Origin of the sequence: Rhodospira trueperi, assembly GCF_900101965.1 — a bacterium.
GTDB classification, from domain to species: Bacteria; Pseudomonadota; Alphaproteobacteria; order Rhodospirillales; family Rhodospirillaceae; genus Rhodospira; species Rhodospira trueperi.
This window is the reverse complement of record NZ_FNAP01000002.1, coordinates 317201-332590: the sequence shown is the minus strand read 5'-3', so window position 1 is coordinate 332590 and position 15390 is coordinate 317201. Positions and strand designations below refer to the sequence as shown.

The window sequence follows — 15390 nt, the reverse complement described above, 5'->3', positions numbered from 1 at the left end:
CCCTTCGGTTTGTTGAACCAGAGTCCCTCCCCGCCATGACAGACGCCACCATTTCCGCGCCGGACGACCCCGCCGCTCGCCTGGAAGAGCGGCGCACCGCCGCGATCCGCGCGCGCCGGCCGCACACGGTTCTGGCCGTGCTGGCCTTCGCCGCCTGCTTCGTGGCGTCGTGGATTCTGGGCGAGGTCGACGTTGTGGAGTTCGTCACCGGCCTGCCGGGCTTCTTCACCTACATCCATGACACCTTGCCGACCGTGCGTGCGAGTCATGTGCTGGAGGATCTCGGCGCATGGTACAGCCGCATCGGGATCTGGCTGGCCCTGCTGTGGGACACGGTGCTGATCGGCTTTCTGGGCACCCTGCTGGGTTTCGTCGGCGCCTTCGTTCTGTGCTTCCCGGCCTCGCGCAACCTGACCCGCAACTGGCCGATCTACTTCGTCACCCGCCGCCTGCTGGAGATCGCGCGCGGGGTGCCCGAACTCGTCTATGCCATGATCCTGGTGTTCTCGTTCGGGCTGGGACCGTTCCCGGGGGTGCTGGCGCTGGCCATCCACACCACCGGCGCGCTGGGCAAGCTGTTCTCGGAGGTCAACGAGAACGTGGACCCCCGCCCGGTCGAGGGAGCGCGCGCGGCGGGCGCGTCCTGGGTGCAGGCGATGCGCTACGCCGTGGTGCCGCAGGTGCTGCCCAACTACGCGAGCTACACATTGCTGCGCTTCGAGATCAATGTGCGCGAGGCCACCGTCATCGGCTTCGTGGGCGCCGGTGGCATCGGGCAGGAGCTGATGTTCGTGTTCCGTCAGTTCCTGTTCACCGAGATCAGCGCCATCGTGCTGCTGCTGATCGCCACCGTGATGGTCATCGACATGACGTGTGAAAACCTTCGCCACCGCCTGATCGGCACGGAGGCGTTGCGATGATCGGGCGCGAGGCCGTCATCCCGAGCGCCGACGAGGTCGCCGCGCTGCGACGGCGCCACCCGCGCCTGTTCCTGCCACCGCTGCGCCAGCGCCTGGGCCGTTGGGCCGGCTGGGCCGGATTCGCGGCATTTCTGGTCTACGCCTTGTGGCAGCTTCGCTTTTTCGATGTCGCCATGATCGCGGCCGGGTTCGGCAGGCTGGGCGACGTGCTGTCGTTCATGTGGCCACCGGCACACAACGGCAACCTGCCGGACTTCCTGAAGGGTATCGGCGAGACCCTGGCCATGGCCTTTCTGGGCACGCTGGGCGCCGCTCTGCTGGCGGTTCCTCTGGGTTTCCTTGGGGCCAAGACGGTGGTCCGGGCGTGGCCGATCCATTTTCTCACCCGGCGGACCTTCGACGTCTTTCGCGGCATTTCCCAGCTCATCTGGGCCATGATCTTCATCAACGTCGTCGGCCTGGGGCCGTTCGCCGGGATTCTGGCCATCATCGTCGGCGACATGGCGGTGCTGGCCAAGATGTTCGCGGAAGCCATCGAGAACATCGACCAGGGCGAGGTCGAGGGTGTGCGCGCCGCTGGCGGCGGCCGTCTGGCGGAGATACGCCTGGGCATGCTGCCGCAAGTGGTGCCCATCATGCTGAGCCAGACCCTGTACTACTTCGAGTCCAACACCCGCTCCTCCACCATCCTGGGCTTCGTCGGCGCCGGCGGTATCGGCCTGCAGTTGTCCGACCGCATCCGGGTCAACAACTGGGACGAGGCCGGCTTCATCATCATCCTGATCCTGATCACGGTGTTCCTGATCGACACCCTGTCGCGCTTCATCCGACAGCGCTTCATCGGTGTGCGCGGCGGGTAACCTCCCGCGCTTTCCCGGATGTCCCTTGGGCCAAGATCCGGATCAACGCCTTGCCGTTGAGGAGCAGCACGTCATCCCCAACCGCCCGAAGGCCGGGAGAAGCCTGCAGCGTTGGCGATCCGCCGAGCCGGTTGGAGGTGTGCATCGCGGATGCCGACCGGCCTCACGCGTGGCCGCCCTCGCTGGACAGCAGCGCCGGATCGATGCCGATGCGAGCCATGGCCAGACCGTACTTGGCGTCCAGGTCGGGGGTGAACACCAGTTCGGGATCGGCGTCCACCGTCAGCCAGACATTGCGGCGCAGTTCGTCGTCGAGTTGCCCGGGGCTCCAGCCGGCGTATCCCAGGGCCATCAGGGACCGGGTCGGCCCGGTGCCGATGGCCATGTCGCGCAGCACCTCCAGGGTGGCGGTCAGGGCCACGGCCCGGTCCACGACCAGGGTGCCCTCGTGGATATAGTCCGACGAATGCAGAACGAAGCCGCGCTGGCTTTCCACCGGGCCGCCGAACTGCACCTGGATTTGCTGACAGCTCGGTGTGGCCGGGATGTTGAGCTGTTCCAGCAGGTCGCAGAAGCTGAAATCGGGGATGGCGCGGTTGACCACCAGCCCCATGGCGCCCTCCTCGGTGTGGGCGCAGATATAGATGACGGCCCGCACGAAACGCGGGTCGCTCATGCCCGGCATGGCCACCAGGCACTTGCCCGTCAGATAGCCGTCCGCCTCGCCGACGCTGGCGAATGTCTCCACCATCGGTCCCACCTGTGGTCGGGTCCACGTTTCCACAACCTGATTCGATCACGTCTGACCGCCCGTGCCAAGCGGAACCGTACGTGGGCGGTGCTTCTCGTTCTTGGGCGTGCCGGTGCTCACCCGACCTCTGGCGGCGTCCGGACAGGTCCGCCCGGCGAACCGCAGGCTCCCTGAAAAGGCGATAGAACTCAGAGTGAGTCCGTTTCGCGGCCTATCGCGTCGGGCGGAAAAGCACTGTATGATCAAGGCTTGCCCCGGTTCGTTTCGGGGCAACGGGTGACCTGCAACCCCGGATCGATCAGCCCGCCGTGACACCACAGGACCTGACAACGCCCGCGCCGGCTGCGGCCGACCCCGTCCGACCCACAGAAACGCCCGCGACGTTCGAGTTGGGGCGCGAAACCGTCATGGCTTACCCCGGGCCGGCGGCGATCATCGGCAACGACGGCAGTCTTCTGGACAGCAATGCCAGCGCGCGTCGCCTGATCCCCCTGTTGGAACCGGGCGCGAAGGGCGATCTGCCCGGCGCCATTCGTCTGGCCCGCGATACGAAGACGCCGGTTCTGCGGTTGGTGCCCGTGGCGACGACCGGGCAGGCGTCGGGCCTGGACGTCATCGCGATTCCGCTGGCCGACGGGCTGCGGGTGCTGCTGCTTGGCCGCGATCCGGTCCTGGAGGCGGCCCTCTACAGCGCCCTGGCGGACAGCCGCGCGCGCTACAAGGACTACGTCAGTCTGGCCAGCGACTTCGCCTGGGAGACCGGCGCCAACGGGCGGTTCTCGTTCATCATGCCGAGCGATGCCCTGGGATACCGCGAACACGGCCTGCTGGACACGGACCCGGTGGATCTTCTCGACCGCTGGGAGCGCAAGGACGTGGCCATCGTGTTCCAGACCACCCGGCCCGTGCGCGACGTTGAGTTGTGGGCCCGCGCCGGCGACGGCCGGGCGGTCTGTCTGCTGGCGTCGGCCATGCCCGTGTACGATGCGGCAGGGGCGCGACAGGGCACCCGCGGCATCTGCCGGGACGTCACCGAACAGCGCGAGCAGGAACGGGCGCTGCGGCGGCTTCACAATCGCGAGCAGGTGCGCGCCCGGGTCGTCCGCGCCTTCCGCGACGAGGTGGACATCAGCGGCATCCTCACCATGGCCGCCGAGGCTCTGGCCAAGGGCATCGGCGCATGCGGCTGCCGCATCCTGCGGCGGGGTCCAGCAGGGTCCATGTCGCCGGATGACGACGGGGCGTCGTATCCCCTGGCGGACCTGATCGTGGGCGGCGACTATGGGTCGCGGGATGCCGCGCCGTCGCCCGACGCCCTGCCGGAGGAGTTGACGCTCGGCGCCCAACCCTGGGAAGCTTTCGTCGGCACGGTGAACGTCATGGTCGTTACTACCAATCACCACCAGACCCTCAATGGCGCCGTCGTTGTGTGGCGCCGCGCGGAACGGGGGCCCTGGAGCGGCGATGACCGCAAGCTGATTCACGATGTGGCCGATCAGGTCGGGATCGCCAATGAGCAGATCAACCGATACGAAACCATCATGACCCTGTCGCGCACCGACGCCCTGACGGGTCTGCTCAACCGTCGCGCCTTTCTGGAGGACGTCGAGCGCCGACATCACCGCCTGGAGCGCGCCCAGGCCAGTTCGGCCCTGCTCTACCTCGATCTGGACAACTTCAAGCAGGTCAACGATGCGCGCGGCCATGCCCAGGGCGACCGCGTCCTGACCATGGTCGCGGACATCCTGGGCCAGCGGACCCGTCCGACCGATCTTGTCGCACGGCTGGGCGGCGACGAATTCGCCGTCTGGCTGGAGGACGCGGATGATGCGGTGGCGAACCAGAAGGCACGGGACTTCCTGGAGGGCGGCGCCCTGCTGCTGCCGATGAGCGGTCGCCCGGACCACCCGCTGGCCCTCTCCATCGGCATCGCGGTCTGCGATCCGAACCGGCCGGAGAGCCTGGAGACGCTGATCAAACGGGCCGATTCCGCCATGTACGCGGCCAAGCTGGGGGGCAAGGGCCGCTACCATCTGGCGGACCCCGTGGAGCCCGTCTCCCGGGATGGTGATGGGCACCCGGAGGCACGATGACCGACCTGTTGCGGCGTCTGTTCAAGGAAAACAGCGACAATACCCTCACTTACGAGGAGGCCCGGGAACTGGCGGCACACGATGACGTCACGGTGCGCCGGACCCTGGCCCATCGCACCGATCTCGCGCCCGAAGTACTGTATTATCTGGCCGGGGACGACGATGCCGAGGTCCGCGGGGCCATCGCCGGGAACGTGGCCACCCCCGCCCGCGCCTATTTGCGGCTGACCGACGATGGCAACGAGGATGTGCGTCTCGCCCTGGTCCGACGCATCACCGCTCTGGCACCGGATCTGTCGGACGACGAGAGGAATCGCGCCCGCGAGAAGGTCCATGAGTCCCTGACGAGGCTGGCCCAGGATGCGATTCCGAAGGTCCGGGCGTTGCTGGCGGAGGCGCTCAAGGATGTCGCCCACGCACCGCCCGCAGTCATCAACCGGTTGGCGCGCGACGCGGAAATCGCCGTGGCCGCCCCGGTTCTGACCTTCAGTCCCGTTCTGACGGACGCGGATCTGCTGTCGATCATCGAAAACCAGCCGGCCAGCGAGCATCTTTCGGCCATTGCCCGGCGGCCGGGGGGACTGACCGAGAGGGTCACGGAGGCCATCGTCGGCACGGACGACACCGGCGCCATCGCCGACATGCTGACCAACCGCGGGGCGCAGATCCGTGAGGCAACCCTGGACGCGCTGATCGACCGTGCCGCCGCGGTACCGGCCTGGCATGGCCCGCTGGTCCGTCGTCCCTCCCTGCCCGATGATGCCGCGCGGCGCCTCGCGGTGTACGTGTCCGACACTCTGGTTCAGGCCCTGATGCTGCGCGAGGATCTGACCCCGGAAGACGCCATGGCCGTCTCGCGCGAAATGCACCGGCGCCTGGAGCCCGGCGCGGACGAGGGCGATCTGATCGATTACGGTCCGGACTGGCGCGCCGCCCTGCAGGAGCTTCACGCCCACATCGTCAAGGAGATCCGGGCCGGCACCGTTGGCGAATCCGATATCCGCCTCGCGATGGACAACGACGACCGGACCCGGGCCATCGCCCTGCTGGCGGCCCTGGCGGATATCAGTCCCATGGCCGTCGTCGCGGCGGTGCGCGCCTCCAGCCCCAAGGGAATCGTCTCGTTGATCTGGAAGGCGGGGCTGCCCGCGAGCATTCTGGCCGACCTGCAGAGATGGCTGGCCGCCATCCCGCCTCAGGAAATTCTGCGACCTGATCCGGACACCGGGCACTTCCCGTTGGAGATCTCGGAAATGGACTGGCAGATCGCCATGTTCCGCGACCTTGAGGAGACCAACAGGGAGGAGCCGTCCGGCGCGAGCGGATGCTGATCCGGCGTCGGTTCAATCCGGTTCGGCTCGACCCGTTTCGCCGCAGCGCGCGCCTCACCCGATCCACCCCGAATTCCTTGATGTCGCAAGGAGATTCGGGGCGTGGGTGTGTTGGCGGAGGGCCTGGGAGTCGAACCCAGTCACCGGTTTGACCCGGTGTACGGATTAGCAATCCGCTGCATTACCGTCCTGCCCGCCCTCCAGCGGGACGCGCCGGGGCCTAGCCCCCGTTTCGAAACGAGGAAGGCGTTGTACACGCCCACCCCCAAGGACGTCAACGGGGGGCATCAACGGGCAGCAATTCTCGGGACGGCGGGAGGACACCGGTTGCGGCCGGTGCCGGCCTGTTCTCCTCCCCCTTCGGGGCTATCTGATTCAGACAACTCTACTTTTGTTCGTCATTGCGAGGAGCGCAGCCCAAATTAAAACATGGGGCAATCCAGGGCGGATACTTGCGTTTTGTGCCCTGAATTGCTTCACCCTCGTCTTGCGACGAGGGTTCGCAATGACGAGTCAAGATGTCGCGTGAGCGAAGAGCCGCCGCTTCGGCGGGAAGACGTGTGAATATGATAGCCCTATCCACGGGAGGGAGTCCGGGTCGCGCCTGGGCCCCCAGCCGTTCCCTTCGGAGGCCGCGCGGCCAAACTGAGAACGGCTGATCAACGGGTCGGGCGCGCGCGCCGTGACCGCTCACCCCTCCTGTCCCACGCGGGTCTCCCGCAGAAGTTCCCCCAGCAGCCGAAAATCGGGCTCCCGCGCCGCGCCCGGCCTCCAGGCCAAAACAAGTGTGCGGGCCGGTCGAGCCTCCGCCAGATTGCGGACCACCACACCGCCCTTCGGCGGGACCTCCCGCGCCACGGCCATGCGGGGCAGCAGGGTCACGCCGAGCCCGGCCGCCACCATCTGCGTCAGGGTGCTAACGCTGGTGGCCTGGAACCGGGTGTCGGCCCGGCCGCGATCCAGGTGGCAGGCCGACAGCGCGTGGTCGCGCAGGCAATGCCCGTCCTCCAGCATCAGCAGCGTCTCGTCGGCGAGGTCGGCCTCGCACACTGTGTCGCGCGCCGCCAGCGGATGATCGGCGGGCAGAGCGGCCACGACGTCCTCCTCGCCGAGGTCGAGGGAAACCATCCCGCGCAGGTCGAACGGCGTGGCCACCAGAACCGCATCCAGGCGACCGACGGCCAGTCGTTCCAGGAGGGTGTCCGTCAGCGCCTCGTGCAGATAGAGCCGCAGGTCGGGATACTGCCGCCGCAACGCCGGCAGGGCAGCCGGCAGCAGATAGGGCCCAATGGTGGGAATCACCCCCAGGCGCAGCAGCCCGGACAACGGTTTTGTCCGCGCGGCCGCGACGTCGACCAGGGTTTCCGCCTCCATCAGCAGATGACGCGCCCGGGCGACGATCTCGTGACCGACCGGGGTCATCACCACGCGGCGTCGGGACTGCCGCTCGATCAGGGTCACCCCCAGCAGGGTCTCCAACTCCCGGATGCCCGCCGACAGCGTTGATTGGGTAACGTTGCAGCGATCCGCCGCCTGACCAAAGTGCAGCGTTTCGGCGACAGTGACCAGATAGCGCAGTTGTCGGGGGCTGGGCAGGGCTCGCATGGGCGAATGATGGGTCCGATGGAACGTCGGGCGAGGAAACGCAGCAAATTTAAGCGACAGTGGCGTTGAAGGCCACGCGTTTCATAAAAAAGGCTTATCCCCCTGTTTCTGGGATCCCCTTGACGTGGGGGACGTACGGTAGCTGGACCCACCACCGGCTGCGCCAACCGGACCCAGGGGGATAAGCCGGTCATAACAAAGAGTTCGACATGAAACGTGCTCGGCACGGGCCGCATTGACCCGTTTGGGTCGGGATCAGAATTGCCTGGACATGCGAATGCCTCTCAATTAAGGTAAACAGAGATGGAAACCACACAGAAAGTGGGGATGATGACCGCGCCTGCGGTGACCGTTCCCGCCTGACGAGGACAGGAACGCATGTTCGACGGACTGGGTCGGAAGGGACGGGCATTCGGGGGGCGCGGGCGCTGGCGTCGACACGGCGCGGCGCCGGGGCGTGGCGTGGGCGGCGCCGACGTGGCGCAAGGTCCCGGGGAGCATGAACCCGAACCGGGCCACCAACAGGGCCACGCTCACGGACATGGCGGTGGAGCCGGACGCGGACTTGGACGGGGACATGGGCGCGGGCGCGGGCGCAACCGTGGTGGACCCGAGGCCGCGTTCGAAGGACCGTCGCTGAACGACATCGGCACCGGTGGGCTCTGCCGGGTGGTGGCCCTGCACGGGCGCGGCCCCGTACGCCAACGCCTGATGGACCTGGGGCTGGTGCCCAATGCCCGCCTTCAGGTCGTGCGCAGCGCGCCCCTGGATGATCCCGTCGAGGTGCGGATCGAGGACACGTTCCTCACCCTGCGCCGCGCTGAGGCCGCCCACGTTCAGGTAACGGACGTATGATCCTGTCGGACCGCCCCTGAACTTGGCGTTCCGGACGTCGCCGCCAGTCCTCAATCCAAGGCCAACAGCACACCCTTCAGGTAGGCCGACTCCGGCAGCATGGGGTGCAGCGGGTGGTCCGGCGCGGCCCCGACGCGGGCCAGCACGCGCGCATCCCGCCCGTCCTGGGCGACGCCCCGCGTGACCTCGTCCACGAACCGTTCGGCCGGCATGTTGTGCGAGCACGAGGCGGCGAACAAAAAGCCCTCCCGCGCCACCGCCGCCGCCGCCAGCCGCGCCATCTTGCGGTATCCCCGCGCGCCCGACTCCAGGTCCTTGCGCGCCTTGACGAAGCTGGGCGGATCGCACACCACCACGTCGAACCGGGCGCCATCGCGGGCCAGCGCCTCCAGGGCGTCGAAGGCGTCGGCGCGCTCGGTGCGCACGCGCGCCTGGACCCCATTGAGCGCCGCCGCCTTGGTGGCCAGGGCAAGCGCTGGCGCCGCCGTGTCCACGCACAGCACATCGGCCGCGCCGGCAACAGCGCCGGCCAGCCCGAAGCCGCCGGCGTTGCTGTACAGGTCGAGCAGCGTCCGTCCGCCGGCCAGTCCGGCCACCAGGGCACGGTTGTCGCGCTGGTCGTGGAACCACCCCGTCTTCTGCCCCGCCGTCAGGTCGGCCAGATAGCTCACGCCGCGCTCGACCACGCGCACTGGGCCGTCCGGCGTGGCGCCGTGCAGGCGGTGCCCGGTGTCGGGCAGCCCTTCCAGCGTCCGCGCGTGGGTGTCATCGCGGATCACCATCCCGGCCGGCTTCAACAGCGCCTCCAGGCTCTCCAGCACCCGGGGCAACAGGCGCTCCATGCCGGCGCTGTTCGCCTGCACCGTCAGCCAATCGCCGAAACGGTCCACGATCAGCCCGGGCAGGCCGTCGGCCTCGGCGTGAACCAAGCGATAGAAGGGGTCGGAGACCAGGGTCTCGCGCAACCGAATCGCGCGGCGCAGCCGCTCGCCGATCAGACCCCCGTCCACGGCGACGTCAGGGCGCCGAACCAGGACCCGCAGGGCGATCAGCGAATGCGGGTTGAACAGGGCGGTGGCCAGCGGCTCGTCGCCGGCGTCCAGCACCGTGACCACCGTGCCCGGCGGCAACGCCTTGGCCTCCGGGGTCATCGCCACCTCGTTGGAGTACACCCACGGGTGGCCGCGCCGCAGCCGGATGGCATGTTTCGGCCGCAACGTGACGCGGGGATGCGGCGGACGGGCGGGATCAGGGGTGTCGGCAGACGAGGGATCGGACATGCCGCGGGCCTTTCGAAAGGGGCGGACACCATATCCGTCGCCGGCCCGAACGCAACCCGTCCGAACGCTCTACACAGGACCACCGGGCGGGGTTACGCTGCAGCCTGTTCGCGCCCCCCCCTTGAAAGACGACCATGCCCAGCCAAGACCCCAGCGACCGCTGCCGCCTGTACCTCATCACGCCGCCGGTCATCGACGATGCCGACGCCTTCGCCGCCACCCTGGCGGAGGCGCTGGACGGCGGCGATGTGGCCTGCCTGCAAATACGCCTGAAGCCAGCGGACGACGCCACCATCCGCCGCGTCGCCGAGGCGCTGGTGCCCGTGGCCCAGACCCGGGACGTGGCCGTGCTGATGAATGATCGGCCCGATCTGGCGCTGGCCACGGGGTGCGACGGCGCACATGTGGGACAGGAAGACACGCCGCTGGCGGAGGCCCGCCGCATCCTGGGCGACGACCGCATCGTCGGCGTCACCTGTCACGACTCGCGCCATCTGGCGATGGAGGCCGGAGAGGGCGGCGCCGACTACGTCGCCTTCGGCGCCTTCTTTCCCACCGACACCAAGCAGGCCAAGACGCGGGCCGACATCAACCTGTTGAGGTGGTGGGCGGAGGCCATGGTCGTCCCCGTGGTGGCCATCGGCGGCATCACGCCGGACAACGCCCGGCCGCTGATCGAAGCCGGCGCGGACTTCCTGGCCGTCAGTGCCGGAGTGTGGGACTGGCCCGGCGGGCCGCGCGACGCCGTGGCGCGGTTCAACGCGCTGATGGAAGAGGCCTCACCCGAACGGGAGGTGGTGCCTGGGTGAGGGCGCTCAGGTCTCCCGGCCGGTCTGAGGCGACGCGGCATCGGACCCGCCCGCGACGGATCGCAGGGTCCCGCCGTCGCCGGCCGCGCCTTCGGCCAGTTCCAGGGCCAGCAGGCGGTGCGGCCGCTCGCCCGGCATGACCAGGCCGAACCGACTGGCCGGCTGGAATCCGAACGGCTCATAATACAGCCGGTCACCAACCAGAACGACCAGTCCATGACCCTGGCGCTCGGCCTCGAACAGGCCCTTGCGCATCAGCGCCTTGCCGATGCCCAGGCGGGACAGCGCGGGCTCCACCGCGATGGGTCCCAGCAGCAGCGCCGGGACCGGCGCCTCTCCCACCAGGACCGGCCAGAAGCGGATCGTGCCCAGCACTGAGCCGTCGGGTCGGTCGGCCACGAAGGACAGCTCGGGGACAGGGGCAACACCCTGGCGGTAGGCATAGGAGCGCTTGGCGTGGCGGTCGGGCCCGAAGGCCCGGTCGAGCACACCCTCGATGGCGGCGTCGTCTTCGGGCACCTCGGAACGGACGGCATACGCGACGGGAACCATCAACACACTCCTCAGGACCGGCGCGATTCAGCGTCGGCGGATCTGCTGCGTCTATACCACCCGCGCGGCGCGCCCCCCACGATTTTGTCACCGACCGAGGCAGGACAGCCGGTTGCCAAACCAGACACCAAATCCCCCACCCGGGCAGCGCCGTTCAATTCTGCCCGGCAACGAAATCCGAGCGCACCCGATGGGCGCTTTTACACCATATGGGGGATGAAGCCGGTCACGGATTGTGGGCAATTTAGATTGTCTTATAGAAATTGTGGGCTCAGCCCACCGCCCGACATGGATTGGACAGGTGCGGTGTGAGCGGCTCGCCGGGAAGAGCGGTGCCGCCTGAAACCGAAGGAGATGACGATGACCGACACGACGACGGGTGCCACCATCGACACCGCCCCCCACACCGAGACCACCGATCAGGCCACGTCCGCCGGCGTGTTGCTGGCGCAGGCCGATCCGACCGCCGGCACGGCCATCGTGCTGGTGCCGCCGACGGCCGGCGAGACGTCCGAGGTGTTCGTCACACCCGGTCAGGCCTTTAGCGTGGACGCGGCCCCGGATCGGGTATCGTTCAGCCAGGACGGCGGCAACCTCGTGCTGTCGTTCGACGGTGGCGGCACCGTTGTTCTGTCGGATTACCTGACCTTCGCGTCGCCCGACTCCGGCGCGTTGCCCCCGGCGCTGACGCTCGCCGACGGCACGGTCATCACCCCCGATCTCCTGATTGCCGACTACGGCATTGAGTTGAACGATCTGGCTCCGGCCGCCGGGGGAGGAACGCCGGCCGCTGGCGCGCCCGCGGCGCAGCCCGGTGGCGGCGGCGAAGGCGGTGGCGGCGCCGGGTTCGGCAGCTACGGGATCGGTGGCCTCGGCGAGGGCATCGATCCGCTGGGCCTGCTGGGCAACCTGGACCTTGCGTTCGATGTGGCGGCGGCGCCGGATGAGTTCGTCGCGCCCGAGCCCGAGCCGGTGGCAACCCCCGCTGCGGCCCCGGTTGCGGCGCCCGAACCGGTCGAGACGCCCGAGGAGCCCGACATCGGCGTCGTCGTGGACGAAGATGGGCTGCATGGGTTCAACTTGGTCAGTCTCTTCTGGGGCCACAACGGCATCCCGGGTGGCCCCGGCGATGTGGACGCCCGCCAGCCGTGGGTGGATCTTCTGGGCGGCCTCATTCAGGAGCATGCCGAGGGTTTCCAACAGTATCTTGATGACCAATACGACGGTGACCTGAACGCCTTCATTGAAGACCACCCGATCCTGAACCGGCTGATGGATTTCACGGAGGTCGCGGCCCTGGGCGACATTCCGGAGGTGGAACCGGGCGATGGCTTGGCATTCCTGCCCGACGAGACGGCACAGTACACGCGTGCCGATGGCGCCCCGTTGACGTGGGTTTCCGGAGCGTCAGGGGCCATCCATCTGGTCGTGGCCCCCAAGAATGGCGGCGAGGACGAGAACCTGGACCGCGCGCTCGCCACCCAGGAGCAAATCACCCCCTGGGACGTCGCCCTGACGGTCCTTCCGATTACGGGGACCCCCTTGGCCGAGATCACGGGCAACGACTACGTTGTGCTGCTCCACCAGGCTTTGTACCACGATCAGGCCGGAACCGAGGACAACATCCCGATTTCCGTCCCGTACCAGACGGAGGACGGGTCCGGCACGGTAACCTTCGCGGTGAACGACGACACACCGGAACCCAAGGCGGTCACGGTGACCTATTGGGGCTGGGAGCCACAGTTCGGCGATGACGTCACTGCCCTGGACTACAGCGGCGACGGCGACACCATCGGCTGGTACGTGAAGGCGCCCTGGAATATGGATGACGAGGGCAACCCGAGGGTCGGCCATGTCATCTGGAGTGGTACGCCCGATTACGGCCAGTCGTTCACCATTGAAGGGTATTCGGAAGACGAGATCGGCTTCTTTGTCATTCAGAACGCCAATATCGGTAGTGATCAGACGTCCAAGACGTCGGCCCTTCCGCCGGATTGGATCAACCTCGCAGGAAACAAAGGCGTCGATTTCATACCCGGAAACGAGAACGACAACATCCCCGGCAGCGACCCCGGCACCAGACTCTCGTTCCTGGATGGGGATGTCCAACTCACCGTCAACGACCACACCGTGGGCGAGGAGATCGTGAGTGAAGCCGGGGACCGCATGGCGACCGCATCGGGGGGGATTGATAAGCCCTTCAACACGACAGGAAACGAAGATGCGTTGGTCGCCGATTACGGTGCCGATGGTCCGGAACTCGCACCGTACGCCGAGATCGACGGGAGCGCTCTCTTTACGTTCACCGATGATCTGAACAGCACGCAGACCAACCTGATGGGACTGGACGAGGCCACGGGGACCTACAAGTCCATCACGCTGTGGTACTACAATGAGGTTGACGGAACACTCTCGAGAACGCCCGTCCTCGACGGTGACGACGGCCAACAGATTTGGGGTTGGGCAGGGACCCCGCCGGCCGAGCTTTCGAACGCTGACGCCCCCGTGTTCACGATGACTCTATATCTGGATGGCGGGTACCAATTCGAGCTTCTGGGGGCCGTCGAGCACGAGGGCGCTCAGCACACCGGCGGTGGGAACCAGATTTATCAGCAGGTGCCCATGGCCCCCGACGTGGCCGTCCTGAACATACCGGGCGCGATCCGGACCACGGACGACGACGGCGACCCGGTCCTGCTGGACTTCAGCATCCGCATCGATGACAGTGTGCCGGTGGCGGAAGATAAAGAAGAATTGGAACATCTAAGCGGAGATACGTACCAGTTTGTCATCACGCAGGAAGAGGTGGGCGCGGATGGGCTCAAGAACGTCACTGTCGATGGGGCCACCGATGTAGAATTGACGGAGTCCGCCAACGGCTGGACGGTCACCTTCACTGGTGACGGTCAGGCAGACAGGCATGAATACACCATCACCGACAATGATGGCGATACGGATACCGCCACGGTCTTCGTGAACGACTTCGGTCCAGTCACCTGATGCCGCGCATCCCCTGGTCCGATTCGCCTGGCCGGGTGGGCGCCCTGTATCCTGCACACACCGGACGGACGGGGGCTCTCCCCGTCCGTTCGCGTTTCAGGGATCGCACGCGACCCGAACCGAGGGGCGCGCGCGGACAGCGGACCAGCCGGGACATCGGGTGATCCATTCGCATCCGCTGACATGGTGTTCGGTTCTGGTGGAGGGCGCCGCGCGGACTCCCTCCCCTGGATAGGCGATCCGATTCACACACATCCAAAGCCGCTGTTTTCCGCCTGCCCCCCCTCTCAACCTCCCCCCACAAATGGGGGAGGAGAACAGGCTGGCCCCGACCGCACCCGGTGCTCTCCCTCAACCCTGACAATGGTTGCGAACTAGGCTTGCCCCTTTCGCCGCGCCGCGCCAGAGACTAGAGTGACGGGATCGGGTCCATCATCCCAAGGCGCATCATCAAGGATTGTCGCTCCCATGGCCGGCATCGACCCTTCCCTGCCGTTTCTGCCGGTGCGTATCGCCGTGCTGACCGTCTCGGACACCCGCACCCTGGCCGAGGACCGCAGCGGCGACGTTCTGGTCGAGCGCCTGACGGCGGCCGGCCATGTCCTCGCCGACCGGGCCATCGTGCCCGATGACGCCGACCGCATCGCCGACCACCTGCGCGCCTGGATCGCCGACGCCGGGGTCGACGCGGTCATCACCACCGGCGGCACCGGTGTGACCGGGCGCGACGTCACCCCGGAGGCCATGGACCGGGTGGTGGAGAAGCACATTCCCGGCTTCGGCGAGCTGTTCCGCTGGCTGAGCTATCAGACCATCGGGACCTCGACCATCCAGTCCCGCGCCACGGCCGGGGTGGCCGACGGCACCTATCTGTTCGCCCTACCGGGCTCGACCGGGGCGTGCAAGGACGCCTGGGACGGCATCCTGGCCACCCAGCTCGACAGCCGGCATCGGCCCTGCAACTTCGTGGAACTCATGCCGCGCCTGCGGGAGCACTTGGCCGCTCCGGCGACGGGCGGGACGACGGGTGGGGCGGGCTGACGGTCATGGTCGTCCTGCGTGCCGCCCCCTATCCGGTAACCGTGTTGCCGCAACAGCGGCTGCTGCTTCAGCTCGTGGCCATGTCGGGCGACATCGCCATCACCAACGTCCGCCCGTCCTCGATTCTGTGGCGCACCCTGCGCGAGTGCGTGGACCGCGGCTGGGTCGAGGCGGTCCAGATCAGCCCGGGCGTGCACCGGGTCACGATGCTGCCCGCCGGGCGCGAGGTGGCCCGCGCCGACGAACCGTCGGCCTGACCCCCCGCGCCGACGAACCGTCGGCCTGACCCCCGC

The 15390-nt window shown here is 67.7% G+C and carries 13 protein-coding genes and 1 tRNA gene; 9 read left to right on the top strand and 5 right to left on the bottom strand.

The window, feature by feature from the left end:
- The first annotated feature begins 35 nt into the window (after positions 1-35).
- Together phnE (BLS85_RS04815) and phnE (BLS85_RS04810) are read left to right on the top strand one after the other, a co-directional pair.
- Entirely contained in the window at positions 36-920 is an 885-nt protein-coding gene (gene phnE / locus BLS85_RS04815) for a phosphonate ABC transporter, permease protein PhnE (protein ID WP_092782942.1), read from the top strand.
- Positions 917-1780 carry a phosphonate ABC transporter, permease protein PhnE gene (phnE, locus tag BLS85_RS04810; RefSeq protein WP_092782939.1) on the top strand — a complete coding sequence of 288 codons (864 nt, stop codon included), beginning with the start codon at positions 917-919 and terminating at the stop codon, positions 1778-1780. Before phnE (BLS85_RS04815) ends, phnE (BLS85_RS04810) begins: the two co-directional genes overlap by 4 nt.
- Positions 1781-1943: 163 nt before the next feature.
- Here phnE (BLS85_RS04810) and BLS85_RS04805 read toward each other — a convergent pair whose 3' ends face one another.
- Positions 1944-2531, bottom strand: coding sequence for a YqgE/AlgH family protein (locus BLS85_RS04805; RefSeq protein ID WP_092782936.1), 588 nt, complete (start codon positions 2529-2531; stop codon positions 1944-1946).
- A gap of 407 nt (positions 2532-2938) precedes the next feature.
- Here BLS85_RS04805 and BLS85_RS04800 point away from each other — a divergent pair, with 407 nt between their 5' ends.
- Together BLS85_RS04800 and BLS85_RS04795 are read left to right on the top strand one after the other, a co-directional pair.
- Positions 2939-4624: a GGDEF domain-containing protein gene (locus tag BLS85_RS04800; protein WP_143027093.1), complete on the top strand. Its 1686-nt coding sequence runs from the start codon at positions 2939-2941 to the stop codon at positions 4622-4624.
- The gene (locus BLS85_RS04795) at positions 4621-5955 is read left to right on the top strand and encodes a DUF2336 domain-containing protein (protein ID WP_092782930.1); all 1335 of its coding nucleotides are present in this window, start codon (positions 4621-4623) and stop codon (positions 5953-5955) included. The genes BLS85_RS04800 and BLS85_RS04795 overlap by 4 nt, the downstream gene beginning before the upstream one ends.
- Before the next feature lie 112 nt (positions 5956-6067).
- Here the strand turns inward: BLS85_RS04795 and BLS85_RS04790 are convergent.
- Together BLS85_RS04790 and BLS85_RS04785 are read right to left on the bottom strand one after the other, a co-directional pair.
- A tRNA-Ser gene (locus BLS85_RS04790) sits at positions 6068-6157 on the bottom strand.
- Between the two features lie 488 nt (positions 6158-6645).
- Entirely contained in the window at positions 6646-7560 is a 915-nt protein-coding gene (locus tag BLS85_RS04785; protein WP_092782927.1) for a LysR substrate-binding domain-containing protein, read from the bottom strand.
- A 378-nt stretch (positions 7561-7938) separates the two neighbouring features.
- Between BLS85_RS04785 and BLS85_RS04780 the strand changes: the two genes are divergently transcribed.
- Positions 7939-8415, top strand: coding sequence for a FeoA family protein (locus BLS85_RS04780; protein ID WP_092782924.1), 477 nt, complete (start codon positions 7939-7941; stop codon positions 8413-8415).
- 50 nt (positions 8416-8465) lie between these two features.
- Here BLS85_RS04780 and BLS85_RS04775 read toward each other — a convergent pair whose 3' ends face one another.
- A complete protein-coding gene (locus tag BLS85_RS04775; RefSeq protein WP_092782921.1) occupies positions 8466-9695 on the bottom strand; it encodes a class I SAM-dependent rRNA methyltransferase in 1230 nt (409 codons plus the stop codon).
- Between the two features lie 134 nt (positions 9696-9829).
- Between BLS85_RS04775 and thiE the strand changes: the two genes are divergently transcribed.
- On the top strand, positions 9830-10504 hold the full coding sequence (gene thiE / locus BLS85_RS04770) for a thiamine phosphate synthase (RefSeq protein WP_092782918.1): 675 nt from the start codon (positions 9830-9832) through the stop codon (positions 10502-10504).
- 6 nt (positions 10505-10510) lie between these two features.
- Here thiE and BLS85_RS04765 read toward each other — a convergent pair whose 3' ends face one another.
- Entirely contained in the window at positions 10511-11056 is a 546-nt protein-coding gene (locus BLS85_RS04765) for a GNAT family N-acetyltransferase (protein ID WP_092782915.1), read from the bottom strand.
- A gap of 360 nt (positions 11057-11416) precedes the next feature.
- Here BLS85_RS04765 and BLS85_RS04760 point away from each other — a divergent pair, with 360 nt between their 5' ends.
- From BLS85_RS04760 to BLS85_RS04750, 3 genes are all read left to right on the top strand, one after another.
- On the top strand, positions 11417-14056 hold the full coding sequence (locus BLS85_RS04760) for a hypothetical protein (RefSeq protein ID WP_092782912.1): 2640 nt from the start codon (positions 11417-11419) through the stop codon (positions 14054-14056).
- A gap of 468 nt (positions 14057-14524) precedes the next feature.
- Positions 14525-15097 carry a molybdenum cofactor biosynthesis protein B gene (gene moaB / locus BLS85_RS04755; protein WP_092782909.1) on the top strand — a complete coding sequence of 191 codons (573 nt, stop codon included), beginning with the start codon at positions 14525-14527 and terminating at the stop codon, positions 15095-15097.
- Between the two features lie 5 nt (positions 15098-15102).
- Entirely contained in the window at positions 15103-15354 is a 252-nt protein-coding gene (locus tag BLS85_RS04750; RefSeq protein ID WP_092782905.1) for a hypothetical protein, read from the top strand.
- Positions 15355-15390: the final 36 nt, after the last annotated feature.

Excerpts from the sequence above, each read along its gene's own strand:
- BLS85_RS04765 (WP_092782915.1), bottom strand. The coding sequence starts at position 11,056 with ATGGTTCCCGTCGCGTATGCCGTCCGTTCCGAGGTGCCCGAAGACGAC.
- BLS85_RS04785 (WP_092782927.1), bottom strand. The coding sequence starts at position 7,560 with ATGCGAGCCCTGCCCAGCCCCCGACAACTGCGCTATCTGGTCACTGTC.
- BLS85_RS04800 (WP_143027093.1), top strand. The coding sequence starts at position 2,939 with ATGGCTTACCCCGGGCCGGCGGCGATCATCGGCAACGACGGCAGTCTT.
- BLS85_RS04760 (WP_092782912.1), top strand. The coding sequence starts at position 11,417 with ATGACCGACACGACGACGGGTGCCACCATCGACACCGCCCCCCACACC.
- BLS85_RS04750 (WP_092782905.1), top strand. The coding sequence starts at position 15,103 with ATGGTCGTCCTGCGTGCCGCCCCCTATCCGGTAACCGTGTTGCCGCAA.
- BLS85_RS04805 (WP_092782936.1), bottom strand. The coding sequence starts at position 2,531 with ATGGTGGAGACATTCGCCAGCGTCGGCGAGGCGGACGGCTATCTGACG.
- BLS85_RS04780 (WP_092782924.1), top strand. The coding sequence starts at position 7,939 with ATGTTCGACGGACTGGGTCGGAAGGGACGGGCATTCGGGGGGCGCGGG.
- moaB (WP_092782909.1), top strand. The coding sequence starts at position 14,525 with ATGGCCGGCATCGACCCTTCCCTGCCGTTTCTGCCGGTGCGTATCGCC.
- phnE (WP_092782942.1), top strand. The coding sequence starts at position 36 with ATGACAGACGCCACCATTTCCGCGCCGGACGACCCCGCCGCTCGCCTG.
- thiE (WP_092782918.1), top strand. The coding sequence starts at position 9,830 with ATGCCCAGCCAAGACCCCAGCGACCGCTGCCGCCTGTACCTCATCACG.
- BLS85_RS04775 (WP_092782921.1), bottom strand. The coding sequence starts at position 9,695 with ATGTCCGATCCCTCGTCTGCCGACACCCCTGATCCCGCCCGTCCGCCG.
- BLS85_RS04795 (WP_092782930.1), top strand. The coding sequence starts at position 4,621 with ATGACCGACCTGTTGCGGCGTCTGTTCAAGGAAAACAGCGACAATACC.
- phnE (WP_092782939.1), top strand. The coding sequence starts at position 917 with ATGATCGGGCGCGAGGCCGTCATCCCGAGCGCCGACGAGGTCGCCGCG.